Genomic DNA, 15,855 nt, shown 5'->3' with positions numbered 1-15,855 from the left:
ATTCCGGGGACTACAGACAAGATTCTATAGACCGCATCTATCGAGATAAATATACAAATAGCGAACGCACTGTTGTCGCCCGATGAACAGTGCTCAGCCGAGGTGGCTTTGCGATGCCGCGTACAGTTCGCGGAACGTGCGCCCGGTCGGCGTCGGCATGTCGCGCGTGTCCATCCAGCCGCCCATCATCGGCAGGCGCCGCAGCGTGCCGCCGTTGCCGCCCAGCCGCTCGAGGACGCGCACCGCGAGCTTGGTCGTCAGCGCGTACAGTGTTGGCCGCCGCGCGACGAAGCCCCAGGCGGCAAGCGCGGCCCGCTCGCGCCACGGCCGCAGGTGCCGCTCGACCTGCTTCTCGCGCAGCGTGCGCAACAGGTGCGACAACGGAATCCCGACCGGGCATACGCTGTCGCATTCGCCGCACAGCGTCGCGGCCTGCGGCAGGTCGAGCGTGCGCTCGAGCCCGACGTAGCTCGGTGTCAGCACCGCCCCCATCGGCCCCGGGTAGACCCAGCCGTACGCATGGCCGCCGACCTTCTGGTAAACCGGGCAGTGGTTCATGCACGCACCGCAGCGGATGCAGCGCAGCATCTCCTGGAACTCGCCGCCGATCAGGCCCGTGCGGCCGCCATCGACGAGCACCACATAGTTATGCTCGGGGCCGTCCTCATCGCCCGGCCCGCGCGGCCCGGTCAGCAGCGAGAAATAGTTCGACGTCTTCTGCCCCGTTGCCGAGCGCGGCAACAGGCGCATCGCTGTCGCCAGATCCTCGAGCGTCGGCAGCACCTTCTCGATGCCCGTTACCGCGACATGCACGCGCGGCATCACCGTGCACATCCCCTCGTTCCCTTCGTTCGTCACGATCGCGACCGAACCCGTCTCGGCAATCACGAAGTTGCCGCCCGTCACGCCCATGTCGGCCGACATGAAATGCGGGCGCAGCACCTCGCGCGCCTCGCGCGTCATGTCCGGAATCTCGGTGAGCCGATCGCGGTGGTGCGTGCGCGCGAACAGGTCGGCGATCTCTTCCTTGTCCTTGTGCACGACGGGCGCAATGATGTGGCTCGGCGGCTCGTTGTCGTTGATCTGCAGGATGTATTCGCCGAGATCCGTCTCGATCGACTGCACGCCCATCTCCGCGAGCACCGCGTTCAGACGCATCTCCTCGGACACCATCGACTTGGTCTTGATGACCTTCTTCACGTCGTGCCGGCGCGCGATGTCGGCCACGAGCCGCGCGGCATCCGCGGTCGTTTCGGCGAACAGTACCGTCGTGCCTCGCCGCGCCGCCTCGCGCTCGAATGCGTCGAGCCACACGTCGAGGTTCTCCAGCGCTCGATTGCGGCGCGCCTTGAGCGCGGCGCGCGTGGCCGGGAAGTCGATCGCGGTCATCGCATCGGCGCGTGCGGACACGAACTTCGTCGACAGCTTCTTCAGGTTCTGCTGCAGGCGCTGGTCGGCCAGCTTCTGGCCGGCGCGCGCCTTGAAATGCATCGATTGGACTTGCATCGCGGTATCGGGGAAGAGTGAGCGAAACCGGGCGTCAGACGTCGCCCGCCAGCACCTGCGCGACGTGCAGCACGCGCGTGTCGCGGTCGCCGGTGCGGCGCAACCGCCCTTCGATGTTCAGCATGCAGCCGAGATCGCCGAGCACGACGGCGCCCGCGCCCGACGCACGCACGTTCGCGCATTTCTCGTCCGCGATGGCCGCCGAAATATCGCCGTACTTGACCGCGAACGTGCCGCCGAAGCCGCAGCAGTGCTCGCAATCCTTCATCTCGGTGACCGCGATGCCGCGCTGCGCGAGCAGCGCGCGCGGCTGCGCCTTCACGCCGAGTTCGCGGAGGCCCGAGCACGAGTCGTGATAGGTAACGGGCCCGGTGAATTCACCGGGCTCGAGAGAGACCCTGGCGACGTTCGCAAGGAAATCGGTCAGTTCGTAGACTTTCTGCTGGAATCGCGCGTAGCGCCCCATCAGTTCGGGGTCGTCGCGGAACAGGTCGCCATAGTGCGTGCGGATCATCCCGCCACACGAACCCGACGGCGCGACGACGTAATCGAACTGCTCGAACTCGCGCAGCGTCTTTTCCGCAAGATCGCGCGCAAGCGCGCGCTCGCCGGAGTTGTAGGCCGGCTGGCCGCAGCAGGTTTGCGCGGGCGGCACGATCACCTCGTAGCCGGCGTCGCGAATCAGCTTGAGCGCCGAGAAACCGATTTCGGGGCGCATCAGATCGACCAGGCAGGTCACGAACAAACCGACTCGCATACGTGCTCCTTCGAGAAAACGGCTCTCATTATCCGCCGTTTGGCCGGCAAGACCAACGCCGGCTCACGCGCAAGCCTGCGCTGCGCAAAGCGAGGACTTCCTCGAACGGCGTTCGCTTTTTTCACAATACGAGATACAATCAGCCCAACACCGCCTGACGCGTCAACCGATTCCTCCCCCGACATGAGCCAACCCACCCCGGATTCAAAAACGTCGATCCAGGTGATCGAACGCATGATGCGGCTGCTGGACGCGCTCGCCGCGCACAGCGACCCCGTCAGCCTGAAGGAGCTTGCGCAGCGGACCGAGCTGCATCCGTCGACCGCACACCGCATCCTCAACGACATGGTGACCTGCCGTCTCGTCGACCGCTCCGATCCCGGCACGTACCGCCTCGGCATGCGGCTGCTCGAGCTCGGCAACCTCGTGAAGGCGCGCCTGTCGGTGCGCGACGCGGCGCTGATGCCGATGCGCGAGCTGCACCGCCTCACCGGGCAGACCGTGAACCTGTCGGTGCGCCAGGGCGACGAGATCGTCTATATCGAGCGCGCCTATTCGGAGCGTTCGGGGATGCAGGTCGTCCGCGCGATCGGCGGCCGCGCGCCGCTGCACCTCACGTCGGTCGGCAAGCTGTTCCTCGCGGCCGACGAAACGTCGCGCGTGCGCGCCTATGCGACGCGCACGGGGCTGTCCGGCCATACGCAGAACAGCATCACCGACATCGCGAAGCTCGAGCGCGAGCTGACGATCGTCCGCCAGCAATCGTGCGCACGCGACAACGAGGAGCTGGAGCTCGGCGTGCGCTGTATCGCGGCCGGCATCTACGACGATTCGGGCAAGCTCGTCGCGGGCCTGTCGCTGTCGGCACCGGCCGATCGCCTGCAGGACGCGTGGCTCGGCCAGTTGAGCCGCACGGCGCTCACCATCTCGGAATCGCTCGGCTATCGGCCGGCGCCCGCGAAGGATGCGGACGGGCTGCAGCGGCAGGCATAAGCCGCCTTCACCGCCCGGGTTCTCTCCAACGAAAAAACCCCGCGATTGCGGGGTTTTTTCTTGCGACCAATCGGCGCGGCGGCGGGACCGCCGCAGGCGATCAGGTGCCGCCGTTCGGCGTGTTGGCCGCCGTCAGGCGCTCGCCGCCGCCGGCATCGAGCCAGTTGCGCAGGCGTGCCGCGTCGGCGAAGCGCGAATACTTGCCGTACGAATCGAGCAGCACGATCACCATCGGCCGACCGTGGATCGTCGCCTGCATCACGAGGCACTCGCCCGCTTCGTTGATGAAGCCGGTCTTCTGCAGGCCGATGTCCCACGAGCCGTTGCCGCGGATCAGCGCGTTCGTGCTGTTGTAGGCGAGATTGCGCTTGCCCGTGTACACCTCGTAGCTGCGATCGGTCGAGAACTGGCGGATCATCGGGTACTGGTACGCCGCATTGACCATCTTCACCAGATCGCGCGCGCTCGACACGTTCGAGCTCGACAGGCCGGTCGAATTCTCGAAATGCGTATCGGCCATGCCGAGCGCCTTCGCCTTCGCGTTCATCGCGGCGATGAACGCCGGACGGCCGCCCGGGTAGTAACGCGACAGCGCGGCGGCCGCGCGGTTTTCCGACGCCATCAGCGCGATATGCAGCATGTCCTCGCGCGACAGCACCGAGCCCACCGACAGGCGCGAGCCCGTGCCCTTCTCGTAGTCGCGGTCTTCGTCGGTGACTTCGATCTGGTCGGTCATCGGCGTCTTCGAATCGAGCACGACCATCGCCGTCATCAGCTTCGAGATCGACGCGATCGGCACGACGGCGTGCGAATTCTTGTCGAACAGCGGCTCGCCGGAATTCTGGTCGACGACGTACGCGACGCTCGAGCGCAGCGCGAGCGCGTCCGGCGTTTCGTGCAGGCCGAACGCCTGGCCGACGGTCGGCCGGCGCGGCTGGAACGCGACCTGGCGCACTGCGCCGCGATGGCCGCCGTGCACGCCCGCTGCGAGCGTCATGCGCTTGCGCGACGCTTTCGCGCGCGGCGCATCGGCCGCGGCGACCTTGGCGGATTGGCTGGATGCTGCCTTGACCGACTTCTTCTTCGCGGACGAAGCAGGAGCGACGGCCTTTTTCTTGGCGGCTTGTTGGGTCTTCGCAGTGGCGGCAAAGGCGTCAGCGGGCGCGACGGACGCGGCGGTCGCCAGCAAGGCGACGGCGACCGACACAGCCGCGCCGAGCGTCATGCTCTGCAACAATCTGCGCGGTGAAAACGATTCGGCTTTCATTGGGGTCTGGACAAAGCGGGCGGGAGGTTTCCGCAAGTGTAGTTAAAGCTTAAAAAAAGAGCAATATTAGGCACTTACCGATCGTCGTTAAACCGGAATGTAAGGGTCGGCCAACCTCAGGCCAATCGACCCTCCCGCCCCCATCGAAAAAAATCATGGGATGCGCTGCCCGACAGTACCCGTCTCCCGATTACCACACGGTTAATTGAGATAACGTCACTTTCGGGGCAATTTAAAGCGGGGAAACTACGTATCCGGCGCTCGGAGCGTGCCTGCAGCGCCTCTTGACCATGACGACGGCACGTCGCCACGGCATGCGCATCGAAACGGCGCGTTTTCGACAGGAACGGAAGGATAACGTTCCACAAGCCTGTCAGGTTTACCTGTACGCACTCATGGTGCGCTGCGCCTGCCCCGCGCCCGTGCGCACCATTTGGGATCGAGCGTGAAACCGATTCCGAACGGCCATGATAACTCGTTGTTTTATCGATAATTTGTCACGATTGTGCAACGCACAAAAAATACTTGACATCCGTTTTCTCTGCCCTAAAATACGTTTCATTGCTGCGTTGCACAAAGGACGCGCATCCGAGGTTCCCCATCGTAGTGCCCCTTTACCCTGCGATCGACGCGATCGCTTTTCAGGAGCTTGACATGTCCTTGCTGACCCCCGAGCAAATCGCCGCCGCACAGAAAGCCAACCTCGAAAGCCTGTTCGGTCTGACGACCAAGGCGTTCGAAGGCGTCGAAAAGCTGATCGAACTGAACCTGCAGGTCGTGAAGTCGACGCTGGTCGAGAGCCAGGAAAACGCACAGCGTCTGCTGTCGGTGAAGGACGCTCAGGAACTGATCGCACTGCAAGCGAGCCTGTCGCAACCGGTCGCTGAAAAGGTGCTGTCGTACGGCCGTCACCTGTACGAAATCGCATCGTCGACGCAAGCCGAGTTCACGAAGGTTGCCGAAGCGCAATTCGAAGAGCAGAACAAGAAGGTTCAGGCACTCGTCGACAACGTCGCGAAGAACGCGCCGGCCGGTTCGGAAACGGCTGTCGCCGCGCTGAAGTCGGCACTGAACGCTGCGAACACCACGTACGAAACGGTTCAGAAGGCAACGAAGCAAGCCGTCGAGATCGCCGAGACGAACTTCAACGCTGCTGCTGCCGTCGCAACGAAGGCTGCCACCGCCGCCGCTGCGCGTCGTTCGAGCAAGCCGGCCGCGTAAGCGTCCCTCGCTCCTGAAAGAGCCGCGCCCAGCGCGGCTTTTTCGTTTCCGGCGCCGGAAACGGCGCGAACCGGCCGCCGTTCGCTACGCTAGAACAGCCGTTTGATCGCCGCGCCGGCCGCGAGCAAAACAAAACGCCGCCGCCCGGATTACCCGGGGCAGCGGCGTTTTTCATGGCCGGCGCATGACCGGCCGTGCCGGTCGCGTTACTTCTTGCGTTGCGGCGGCAGGTCCGTACAGACGCCTTCGTACAGTTCGGCGGCCATGCCGACCGATTCGCCGAGCGTCGGGTGCGGATGGATCGTCTTGCCGATGTCTTCCGCGTCCGCGCCCATCTCGACGGCGAGGCACACTTCGCTGATCAGGTCGCCCGCGTTCAGGCCGACGATCCCGCCGCCGATCACGCGATGGGTTTCCTCGTCGAAGATCAGTTTCGTGAAGCCTTCGTCGCGGCCGTTCGCGATCGCGCGGCCCGAAGCGGCCCACGGGAACACGGCCTTGCCGTACTTGATGCCTTCGGCCTTGCACTGGTCTTCCGTCTTGCCGGCCCACGCCACTTCCGGATCGGTGTACGCCACCGACGGGATCTGCAGTGCGTCGAAGTACGCCTTCTCGCCGTGCGCGGCTTCCGCTGCGACGTGGCCTTCATGCACGGCCTTGTGCGCGAGCATCGGCTGGCCGACGATATCGCCGATCGCGAAGATGTGCGGCACGTTCGTGCGCATCTGCTTGTCGACTTCGATGAAGCCGCGATCCGTGACGGCGACGCCGGCCTTGTCGGCGCCGATCTTCTTGCCGTTCGGGCTGCGGCCCACCGCGACGAGCACGAGGTCGTAGCGCTGCGCTTCCGCCGGCGCCTTTTCGCCCTCGAACTTCACGTAGATGCCGTCTTCCTTCGCTTCCGCGCCGACCGTCTTGGTCTTCAGCATCACGTTGCCGAAGCGCTTCGCGTTGTACTTTTCCCATACCTTCACGAGATCGCGGTCCGCGCCCATCATCAGGCCGTCCATCATTTCGACCACGTCGATCTCGGCGCCGAGCGTCGCGTACACCGTCGCCATTTCGAGGCCGATGATGCCGCCGCCGATCACGAGCATGCGCTTCGGCAACTGGCGCAGTTCGAGCGCGCCCGTCGAATCGACGACCCGCGGGTCTTCCGGCATGAACGGCAGCTTCACGGCCTGCGAGCCCGCGGCGATGATCGCCTGCTTGAACTTGACGACCTTCTTGCCGTTTTCGCCCTGCACTTCCATGTGATACGGATCGACGAATGCGCCGACGCCCGTGACCACTTCGACCTTGCGCGCCTTCGCCATGCCGGCGAGGCCCGTCGTCAGCTTCTTGACGACGCCGCCCTTGAAGTCGCGCAGCTTGTCGAGATCGACCTGCGGCTTGCCGAATGTGATCCCGTGCGACGCGAGCGCCGCGGCTTCGTCGATGACGAGCGCCGTGTGCAGCAGCGCCTTCGACGGGATGCAGCCGACGTTCAGGCATACGCCGCCGAGCGTCGAGTAGCGTTCGACGAGCACCGTCTTCATGCCGAGATCGGCTGCGCGGAACGCGGCCGAGTAGCCGCCGGGGCCGGCGCCGAGCACGAGCATGTCGCATTCGATGTCGACTGCGCCGGCGTAGCTGCCGGCTTGCGGCGCGGGCGCCGGCGCGGCTGCGGCCGGTGCCGGAGCAGCCGCTGCGGGCTTGGCCGGTTCCGGTGCTTTCGCGGGTGCGGCGGCGCCTGCCGATGCTTCGACGATGGCGATGACCGTGCCCTGCGAGACTTTCTCGCCGGCCTTGACCTTGACTTCCTTGACTGTCCCGGCGACGTCGCTGGGCACTTCCATGGAGGCTTTGTCCGATTCGAGCGTGATGAGCGTCTGCTCTTTTTCGATCACGTCGCCCGGCTTCACGTTGACTTCGATGACATCGACGCCGCTGAAATCGCCGATATCCGGAACCTTGACTTCGATGAGACTCATTGCTGTCCCCTTCTTGATTAGCTGCAGACAGAGGGGGGAAGAAACTCGCGAGCGAACTACGGCCTGACAAAAGAACGGCGACTCGGGGCAGAACCACCTTGCCGTCCGCCCAAGGACGCGCCTTTCTTTTGGTCACTTTTCTTTGGAAGACAAAGAAAAGTGACCGCCGCCCCGCGCAGGGGCGACGCCAGCAGACCGTCAGGAAAGCCAGTTCAACGACGAAGCGTGGATAACCAACATAAACCCCACGCCCCCGCGAGCCCCTCCCCGCTCATCAAAGAACGATGCGCCGGAAATCGCCGAGCAACGCGCCGAGATACGCATTGAACCGCGCGGCTTCCGCGCCATCGATCACGCGATGGTCATACGACAGCGACAGCGGCAGCATGAGACGCGGCACGAACTGCTTGCCGTCCCACACCGGCTTCATCTGCCCGCGCGACAACCCGAGGATCGCCACTTCCGGCGCGTTGATGATCGGCGTGAAGTTCGTCCCGCCGATCCCGCCGAGCGACGAGATCGAGAAGCAGCCGCCCTGCATCTGGTCCGGCTTCAGCTTGCCTTCGCGCGCGGCCTTCGACAGGTCGCTCATTTCCTTCGCGATGTCGACGAGGCCCTTCTTGTCCGCATCGCGGATCACCGGCACGACGAGGCCGTTCGGCGTATCGGCGGCGAAACCGACGTGGAAGTACTGCTTGAACACGAGGTTGTCGCCGTCGAGGCTCGCGTTGAAGGTCGGGAATTTCTTCAGCGCGGCAACGACCGCCTTGATCACGAACGCGAGCATCGTGAACTTCACGCCCGCCTTCTCGTGCTCCTTGTTCAACTGGACGCGCAGCGCCTCGAGATCGGTGATGTCCGCTTCGTCGTTGTTCGTGACGTGCGGGATCATCACCCAGTTGCGATGCAGGTTCGCGCCCGAGATCTTCTTGATGCGCGACAGCGGCTTCGCCTCGAACGGGCCGAACTTCGAGAAGTCGACCTTCGGCCAGGGCAGCAGGTTCAGTTCGCCGCCGCCTGCCGGCGCGGCAGCTGCCGCGCCCGGCGCTGCGCGCTGGCCCGTCATCACGCCCTTCACGAAGCCCGTGACGTCGTCCTTCGTGATGCGGCCCTTCGGACCCGAGCCCTGCACGCGTGCGACTTCGACGCCGAGTTCGCGCGCGAACTTGCGCACCGACGGCGATGCGTGGCTGGCGCGGTATTCGCCCGACGGCGCTGCGGCCGGTGCCGCGGCGGCAGCCGGTGCCGGCGCAGCCTTCGCGGGTGCGGCGGCGGGCGCCGGAGCCGATGCAGCAGCGGCCGGTGCCGGTGCGCTCGCCTGCGGTGCGGCTGCCGGTGCGCCTGCGGCTTCGAGCAGCACGATCAGCGTGCCTTCCGACACCGAATCGCCCACCTTCACCTTGATGTCCTTCACGACGCCCGCAGCCGGGCTCGGCACGTCCATCGTCGCCTTGTCCGATTCGAGCGTGACGAGCGACTGCTCCTTCTCGACCGTATCGCCGACCTTCACGCCGATCTCGATCACCGGGACGTCCTTGTAGTCGCCGATGTCGGGCACCTTCACTTCGAGCGTGCCGCCGGCCGCTGCCGGTGCGGCAGCCGGTGCTGCGGCGGCCGGTGCCGGTGCTGCCGCCGGAGCCGGGGCTGCAGCCGGCGCAGCCGCGCCGTTCGGCTGTGCGGCCGCGCCGCCTTCGAGCAGGATGATCAGCGTGCCTTCCGACACCGAGTCACCCACCTTCACCTTCACTTCCTTGACCGTGCCCGCCGCGGGGCTCGGGACGTCCATCGTCGCCTTGTCGGACTCGAGCGTGACGAGCGACTGCTCGGGCTCGACCGTGTCGCCCGCCTTCACGAGCACTTCGATGACGGGCACGTCCTTGTAATCGCCGATATCCGGCACCTTCACTTCGATCGCTTGACTCATCTGTATCTGTCTCCATGGCCGCGCGCGCTCCTCGCGGAAGCGACGCGCGACATCACACGGCGTGTGCGTTAAACGGTCATCGGGTTGGGCTTGGACGGATCGAGGTTGTACTTGGCGATCGCGTCCGCGACCACCTTGCGCTCGATCGTGCCTTCGTCGGCCAGCGCGTTGAGCGCAGCGACGGTGACCCAGTGACGGTCGACCTCGAAGAAGTGACGCAGCTTCTCGCGGGTATCCGAGCGGCCGAAGCCGTCCGTGCCCAGCACGACGAAGCGGCGATCGATCTGGCCGCGAATCTGGTCGACCAGCGCGCGGACGTAGTCGGTCGATGCGATGACCGGGCCCTGCGTGTCCTTCAGGCACTTCTGCACGTGCGACAGGCGACGCTCCTCGGTCGGATGGAGCAGGTTCCAGCGCTCGACCTGGTGGCCTTCGCGCGCGAGTTCGGTGAAGCTCGGCACGCTCCACAGGTCGGCGGCGACGCCCCAGTCGTTCTTCAGCAGGTCGGCGGCAGCGATCACTTCGTTGAAGATCGTGCCCGCGCCGAGCAGCTGGACGCGCGGCGCCTTCTTGTCGGCGTCGGCCTTCCTGAACGCGTACATGCCCTTGATGATGTCGGCCGCCACGTGCTCGCCCTGCGGAATCGCCGGGTGCTCGTAGTTCTCGTTCATCACCGTGATGTAGTAGTACACGTCTTCCTGGTCCTGGACCATGCGGCGCAGGCCGTCCTGGACGATCACGGCCAGTTCGTAGCCGAAGGTCGGGTCGTAGCTCACGCAGTTCGGCACCGACGCCGCCCACAGGAGCGAGTGGCCGTCTTCGTGCTGCAGGCCTTCGCCGTTCAGCGTCGTGCGGCCCGCGGTACCGCCGAGCAGGAAGCCGCGCGAGCGCATGTCGCCCGCGGCCCATGCGAGGTCGCCGATCCGCTGGAAGCCGAACATCGAGTAGAAGATGTAGAACGGCACCATGATCTCGCCGTGCGTCGAGTACGACGTCGCCGCCGCGATCCAGTCGCACATGCCGCCCGCTTCGTTGATGCCTTCCTGCAGGATCTGGCCTGTTTCCGATTCCTTGTAGAACATCAGCTGGTCGGAATCTTCCGGCACGTACTTCTGGCCCTGCTGGTTCCAGATGCCGATCTGGCGGAACAGGCCTTCCATGCCGAACGTGCGCGACTCGTCCGGGACGATCGGCACGACGCGCTTGCCGAGCGCCTTGTCCTTCAGCAGGATGTTCAGGATCCGCACGAACGCCATCGTCGTCGAGATCTCGCGGCCTTCGCCCGTGCCCTTCAGCAGCGGCTCGAACGCGTCGAGCGCCGGCACCGGCAGCGACGTCGCCTTCTCGCGGCGGTGCGGCAGGTAGCCGCCGAGGTCCATGCGCTGCTTGCGCATGTATTCGAGCTCCTTCGAACCTTCCTCGAACTTCAGGTACGGCACGTCGGCGATCTGCTCGTCGGTGATCGGCAGGCGGAACTGGTCGCGGAACTTCTTCAGTTGCTCGACCGGCAGCTTCTTCTGCTGGTGCGTGATGTTCATCGCCTGGCCCGACTCGCCCATCCCGTAGCCCTTGATGGTCTTCGCGAGGATGACGGTCGGCGCGCCCTTCGAGTTGCTGGCTTCGTGGAACGCCGCATAGATCTTGTGCGGATCGTGGCCGCCGCGGTTCAGCGCCCAGATGTCGTCGTCCGACCAGTCGGCGACGAGTGCCTTCAGTTCCGGCGAGTTGAAGAAGTGCTCACGGACGAACGCGCCCGATTCCGACTTGTAGGTCTGGTATTCGCCGTCGACGACTTCCATCATGCGGCGCATCAGCGCGCCCGTCTTGTCGCGCGCGAACAGCGCATCCCAGCGGCTGCCCCAGATGACCTTGATCACGTTCCAGCCGGCGCCGCGGAATTCCGATTCGAGTTCCTGGATGATCTTGCCGTTGCCGCGCACCGGGCCGTCGAGACGCTGCAGGTTGCAGTTGATCACGAACACGAGGTTGTCGAGCTTCTCGCGGCTCGCCATCCCGATCGCGCCGAGCGATTCCGGTTCGTCCGTCTCGCCGTCGCCGAGGAACGCCCACACCTTGCGGCCTTCCGTCGTCGCGATGCCGCGCGCCTGCAGGTACTTCATGAAGCGCGCCTGGTAGATCGCCATGATCGGGCCGAGACCCATCGACACGGTCGGGAACTGCCAGAAGTCCGGCATCAGCCACGGGTGCGGGTACGACGAAATGCCGTTGCCGTCGACTTCCTGGCGGAAGTTGTCGAGCTGCTCTTCCTTCAGGCGGCCGAGCAGGAACGCGCGCGAATACACGCCCGGCGACGAGTGGCCCTGCACGAACACGAGATCGCCGCCGTGCTGGTCGGATGCTGCGTGCCAGAAGTGGTTGTAGCCGACGTCATAGAGCGTCGCGGCCGACGCGAACGATGCGATGTGGCCGCCGACGTTCGTGTCCTTGCCAGCGCGCAGCACCATCGCCAGCGCGTTCCAGCGCGTGTACGAACGGATGCGGTGCTCGATATCCTGGTCGCCCGGAATCTTCGCCTGGGCTTCGACCGGAATCGTGTTGATGTACGGGGTATTCGCGGAAAACGGCAGGTGCTCGCCGTGCATGCGGGCGAACTCGATCTGCTTTTCGATCAGGTAATGCGCGCGGCCGGTGCCCACGGAGGAGATCACGCCATCGAGCGATTCCAGCCACTCAACGGTTTCTTGCGGGTCGTCGTCATGTTCGGCGGCGACATATTTCATCACTTCGTTCGGTACAGCGGACATTCTCGTCTCCTGGGTCCTGGAATGTGAGGATCGCTCTCGTGCAGACGACGCGAAGCGACCGGCTGCGGGCAAGCTCCAGCGGATTGTAATGAGCGTGCGCGGGCCTGCGCAACAAAATTTTCGAATCGTGAGATCTTTTCTCACAATACGAAATATTGCTGCGCCGCACCCACGCTTCGGGGCTCCGCGGCACGTCCCGGCGGCATAAATCCGTTTCCGTTCAACATATCCGGTATGGGTTTTCCATGTATTGCGCTGCGCTACAATCCTGCCATGTTGACCGATCGGCTTTTCGCACGCTCGGCGCGACCGTCGGGCCCGCCGGCGGAGTCGCAGCCGTCCCGTTGGCACCACGGACCGTGGTGGTCCAATTCTTATTTGCTGACGCCGCTGCTGTCGATCCTCGTGTTCCTCGTGGTGATGAGTCTCATCCTGTGGAGCCTCAATCGCCGCGAACAGCAGCAGCAGGAAGACACCCTCTTCCGCAACGTCGCGTGGGCGCAGCAGCAGATCCGCCTGTCGATGACGGGCGCGCAGGAACAGCTCCAGGCGCTGTCGCGCGATCTCGCGTCGGGCCGCCTCGACCAGAACGCGTTCCAGATGGCCGTCGCGGATGTGATGCAGACGCATCCGGAAATCCTCTACCTGAACTGGTACACGGCACCCGGCGTGCAGCGCTGGCCGACCGTGCATCCGCCGCTGCTCGGCCAGCGGCTCGCGAAGCCCGGCGATGCGCAGATGCAGGACGCCGTGCGCGGCGCCTACGACGAAGCGCGCAGCACGCGCCGCCAGGCCTATTCGCCGCTGATCTACGACGACTTCGGCAACGGCTTCATCACGCTGCAGACGCCCGTGATGCGCGGCGACCGCGAATATCTCGGCTCGATCGCCGCGGTGTTCTCGGTCGAAGGCATCCTGAAGCACGACATCCCGCAGGAGCTGTCGTCGAAGTACAAGATCTCGATCACCGACTCGAACAACCGCGAGCTGTCGTCCACGTCGACGCGCCCGCGCCTGCCGCGCGACTCGCACTACGACCTGCCGCTCGATCCGCCCGGCCAGGGACTGACCGTGCGCGTGTACGCGTTCCCGCAGCTCACCAACCTGACCAACAACACGCTCGTGTGGCTCGTCGCGGGGCTGTCGTGCTTCGTGCTGTGGAGCCTCTGGAGCCTGTGGAAGCACACGCGCCAGCGCTTCGAGGCGCAGCAGGCGCTGTACGCGGAAGCGTTCTTCCGCCGCGCGATGGAAAACTCGGTGCTGATCGGCATGCGCGTGCTCGACATGCACGGCCGCATCACGCACGTGAACCCCGCGTTCTGCCGGATGACGGGCTGGGACGAAACCGACCTCGTCGGCAAGGTCGCGCCGTTCCCGTACTGGCCGCGCGACGCTTACCCGGAAATGCAGCGCCAGCTCGACATGACGCTGCGCGGCAAGGCGCCGAGCTCGGGGTTCGAGCTGCGCGTGCGGCGCAAGAACGGCACGCTGTTCCATGCGCGCCTGTACGTATCGCCGCTGATCGACAGCTCCGGCCGCCAGACCGGCTGGATGTCGTCGATGACCGACATCACCGAGCCGAAGCGCGCGCGCGAGGAGCTTGCGGCCGCGCACGAGCGCTTCACGACGGTGCTCGAAAGCCTCGACGCCGCGGTGTCGGTGCTGGCCGCCGACGAGGCCGAGCTGCTGTTCGCGAACCGCTACTACCGCCACCTGTTCGGCATCCGCCCGGACGGCCATCTCGAGCTGTCGGGCGGCGGCTTCGACCGCGCGCAGGCATCGTCCGACTCGATCGACATGGTCGACGCGTTCGCCGGCCTGCCGGCCGCCGCGCTGACGAGCAGCACCGCCGATGCGCAGGAGGTGTACGTCGAGAGCATCCAGAAGTGGTTCGAGGTGCGCCGCCAGTACATCCAGTGGGTGGACGGCCACCTCGCGCAGATGCAGATCGCGACCGACATCACGACCCGCAAGAAGGCGCAGGAACTCGCGCACCAGCAGGAAGAGAAGCTGCAGTTCACGAGCCGATTGATGACGATGGGTGAAATGGCGTCGTCGATTGCTCACGAATTGAACCAGCCGCTCGCCGCGATCAACAACTACTGTTCGGGCACGCTCGCGCTCGTCAAGAGCGGCCGCGGCACGCCCGAGACGCTGCAGCCCGCGCTGGAAAAGACCGCGCAGCAGGCGCTGCGCGCGGGGATGATCGTCAAGCGGATCCGCGAATTCGTGAAGCGCAGCGAGCCGAAGCGCCAGCCGGCGCGCGTCGCGGACATCGTCGCCGACGCGGTCGGGCTCGCCGAAATCGAGGCCAGGAAACGCAGGATCCGGATCGTCACGGAAATCCTCGCAAGAATGCCTATTATTTATGTCGACCCCGTGCTGATCGAGCAGGTGCTGATGAACCTGATGAAGAACGCAGCCGAGGCGATGGCCGACGTGAAGCCGGCGTCGGCGGACGGCGTGATCCGCGTCGTCGCCGACATCGATGCGGGCTTCGTCGACATCCGCGTGATCGACCAGGGTCCGGGCGTCGACGAGGCGACCGCCGAACGCCTGTTCGAACCGTTTTACAGCACCAAGTCCGATGGCATGGGCATGGGGCTGAACATCTGCCGTTCGATCATCGAATCGCATCGGGGGCGTCTGTGGGTGGTCAACAACGTCGAGCTGGATGGCCGCATTTCCGGCGCGACGTTCCACTGCAGCCTGCCCATTGGGGAACCCGCTGATCTCGGCCAAGGGGGGCGCGAGGCATCGGCATCACATACCGTAACGGGAGAACTATGAATAGCCCTGTCACCACCACTCAGGAAACCGTCTTTGTCGTCGACGACGACGAGGCCGTACGGGACTCGCTGCGCTGGCTGCTGGAGGCGAACGGCTATCGCGTGCAATGCTTCTCGAGCGCCGAACAATTCCTCGATGCATACCAGCCTGCGCAGCAGGCCGGCCAGATCGCATGCCTGATCCTCGACGTGCGGATGTCGGGCATGAGCGGCCTCGAACTGCAGGAACGCCTGATCGCCGACAACGCCGCGCTGCCGATCATCTTCGTCACCGGTCACGGCGACGTGCCGATGGCCGTGTCGACGATGAAAAAGGGTGCGATGGACTTTATCGAGAAACCGTTCGACGAAGCCGAGCTGCGCAAGCTCGTCGAGCGGATGCTCGACAAGGCCCGAAGCGAAAGCAAGAGCGTCCAGGAACAGCGTGCCGCGAGCGAACGCCTGTCGAAGCTGACCGCGCGCGAGCAACAGGTGCTCGAACGGATCATCGCGGGCCGCCTGAACAAGCAGATCGCCGACGACCTCGGCATCAGCATCAAGACGGTCGAAGCGCACCGCGCGAACATCATGGAAAAGCTCAACGTCAACACGGTGGCCGACCTGCTGCGCCTCGCGCTGTCGAAGAAACAGGCCTGAGCGTTCGCCGGCCGCGGCGGCACT

The 15,855-nt window shown here is 65.1% G+C and carries 10 protein-coding genes; 4 read left to right on the top strand and 6 right to left on the bottom strand.

Going from position 1 to position 15,855, the window contains the following annotated elements:
• Positions 1-93: 93 nt before the first annotated feature.
• Both DM992_RS09590 and DM992_RS09585 read right to left on the bottom strand, forming a co-directional pair.
• Positions 94-1,506: a lactate utilization protein B gene (locus tag DM992_RS09590; protein WP_111016640.1), complete on the bottom strand. Its 1,413-nt coding sequence runs from the start codon at positions 1,504-1,506 to the stop codon at positions 94-96.
• A 34-nt stretch (positions 1,507-1,540) separates the two neighbouring features.
• Complete coding sequence (locus DM992_RS09585) at positions 1,541-2,263, bottom strand: (Fe-S)-binding protein (protein ID WP_111016639.1); 723 nt, start codon at positions 2,261-2,263, stop codon at positions 1,541-1,543.
• Between the two features lie 183 nt (positions 2,264-2,446).
• Between DM992_RS09585 and DM992_RS09575 the strand changes: the two genes are divergently transcribed.
• Entirely contained in the window at positions 2,447-3,256 is an 810-nt protein-coding gene (locus tag DM992_RS09575; protein WP_034183553.1) for an IclR family transcriptional regulator, read from the top strand.
• A gap of 100 nt (positions 3,257-3,356) precedes the next feature.
• On the opposite strand, the gene pbpG is transcribed toward DM992_RS09575, so the two are convergent.
• On the bottom strand, positions 3,357-4,523 hold the full coding sequence (pbpG, locus tag DM992_RS09570; protein ID WP_111016637.1) for a D-alanyl-D-alanine endopeptidase: 1,167 nt from the start codon (positions 4,521-4,523) through the stop codon (positions 3,357-3,359).
• 654 nt (positions 4,524-5,177) lie between these two features.
• Between pbpG and DM992_RS09565 the strand changes: the two genes are divergently transcribed.
• Entirely contained in the window at positions 5,178-5,744 is a 567-nt protein-coding gene (locus DM992_RS09565) for a phasin family protein (protein WP_034183551.1), read from the top strand.
• Positions 5,745-5,950: 206 nt separating this feature from the next.
• Here the strand turns inward: DM992_RS09565 and lpdA are convergent, their stop codons facing one another.
• The 3 genes from lpdA to aceE all read right to left on the bottom strand — a co-directional run bounded on the left by lpdA (position 5,951) and on the right by aceE (position 12,406).
• Entirely contained in the window at positions 5,951-7,717 is a 1,767-nt protein-coding gene (lpdA, locus tag DM992_RS09560) for a dihydrolipoyl dehydrogenase (RefSeq protein ID WP_111016636.1), read from the bottom strand.
• A 274-nt stretch (positions 7,718-7,991) separates the two neighbouring features.
• Positions 7,992-9,641 carry a dihydrolipoyllysine-residue acetyltransferase gene (gene aceF / locus DM992_RS09550; protein ID WP_111016635.1) on the bottom strand — a complete coding sequence of 550 codons (1,650 nt, stop codon included), beginning with the start codon at positions 9,639-9,641 and terminating at the stop codon, positions 7,992-7,994.
• A 68-nt stretch (positions 9,642-9,709) separates the two neighbouring features.
• A complete protein-coding gene (gene aceE / locus DM992_RS09545; protein WP_111016634.1) occupies positions 9,710-12,406 on the bottom strand; it encodes a pyruvate dehydrogenase (acetyl-transferring), homodimeric type in 2,697 nt (898 codons plus the stop codon).
• Positions 12,407-12,679: 273 nt separating this feature from the next.
• On the opposite strand from aceE, the gene fixL reads away from it, so the two are divergent.
• On the top strand, positions 12,680-15,196 hold the full coding sequence (fixL, locus tag DM992_RS09540; protein WP_111016633.1) for an oxygen sensor histidine kinase FixL: 2,517 nt from the start codon (positions 12,680-12,682) through the stop codon (positions 15,194-15,196).
• Complete coding sequence (gene fixJ, locus DM992_RS09535) at positions 15,193-15,831, top strand: oxygen response regulator transcription factor FixJ (protein WP_006493245.1); 639 nt, start codon at positions 15,193-15,195, stop codon at positions 15,829-15,831. The genes fixL and fixJ overlap by 4 nt, the downstream gene beginning before the upstream one ends.
• Positions 15,832-15,855: the final 24 nt, after the last annotated feature.

This window comes from Burkholderia sp. JP2-270, from assembly GCF_003233675.1.
Lineage (GTDB): Bacteria > Pseudomonadota > Gammaproteobacteria > Burkholderiales > Burkholderiaceae > Burkholderia > Burkholderia pyrrocinia_C.
The sequence above is the reverse complement of the archived record's forward strand: the minus strand, read 5'-3'. Positions and strand labels throughout refer to the sequence as shown.

Excerpts from the sequence above, each read along its gene's own strand:
- fixJ (WP_006493245.1), top strand. The coding sequence starts at position 15,193 with ATGAATAGCCCTGTCACCACCACTCAGGAAACCGTCTTTGTCGTCGAC.
- aceE (WP_111016634.1), bottom strand. The coding sequence starts at position 12,406 with ATGTCCGCTGTACCGAACGAAGTGATGAAATATGTCGCCGCCGAACAT.
- DM992_RS09575 (WP_034183553.1), top strand. The coding sequence starts at position 2,447 with ATGAGCCAACCCACCCCGGATTCAAAAACGTCGATCCAGGTGATCGAA.
- aceF (WP_111016635.1), bottom strand. The coding sequence starts at position 9,641 with ATGAGTCAAGCGATCGAAGTGAAGGTGCCGGATATCGGCGATTACAAG.
- DM992_RS09585 (WP_111016639.1), bottom strand. The coding sequence starts at position 2,263 with ATGCGAGTCGGTTTGTTCGTGACCTGCCTGGTCGATCTGATGCGCCCC.
- DM992_RS09565 (WP_034183551.1), top strand. The coding sequence starts at position 5,178 with ATGTCCTTGCTGACCCCCGAGCAAATCGCCGCCGCACAGAAAGCCAAC.
- DM992_RS09590 (WP_111016640.1), bottom strand. The coding sequence starts at position 1,506 with ATGCAAGTCCAATCGATGCATTTCAAGGCGCGCGCCGGCCAGAAGCTG.
- fixL (WP_111016633.1), top strand. The coding sequence starts at position 12,680 with ATGTTGACCGATCGGCTTTTCGCACGCTCGGCGCGACCGTCGGGCCCG.
- pbpG (WP_111016637.1), bottom strand. The coding sequence starts at position 4,523 with ATGAAAGCCGAATCGTTTTCACCGCGCAGATTGTTGCAGAGCATGACG.
- lpdA (WP_111016636.1), bottom strand. The coding sequence starts at position 7,717 with ATGAGTCTCATCGAAGTCAAGGTTCCGGATATCGGCGATTTCAGCGGC.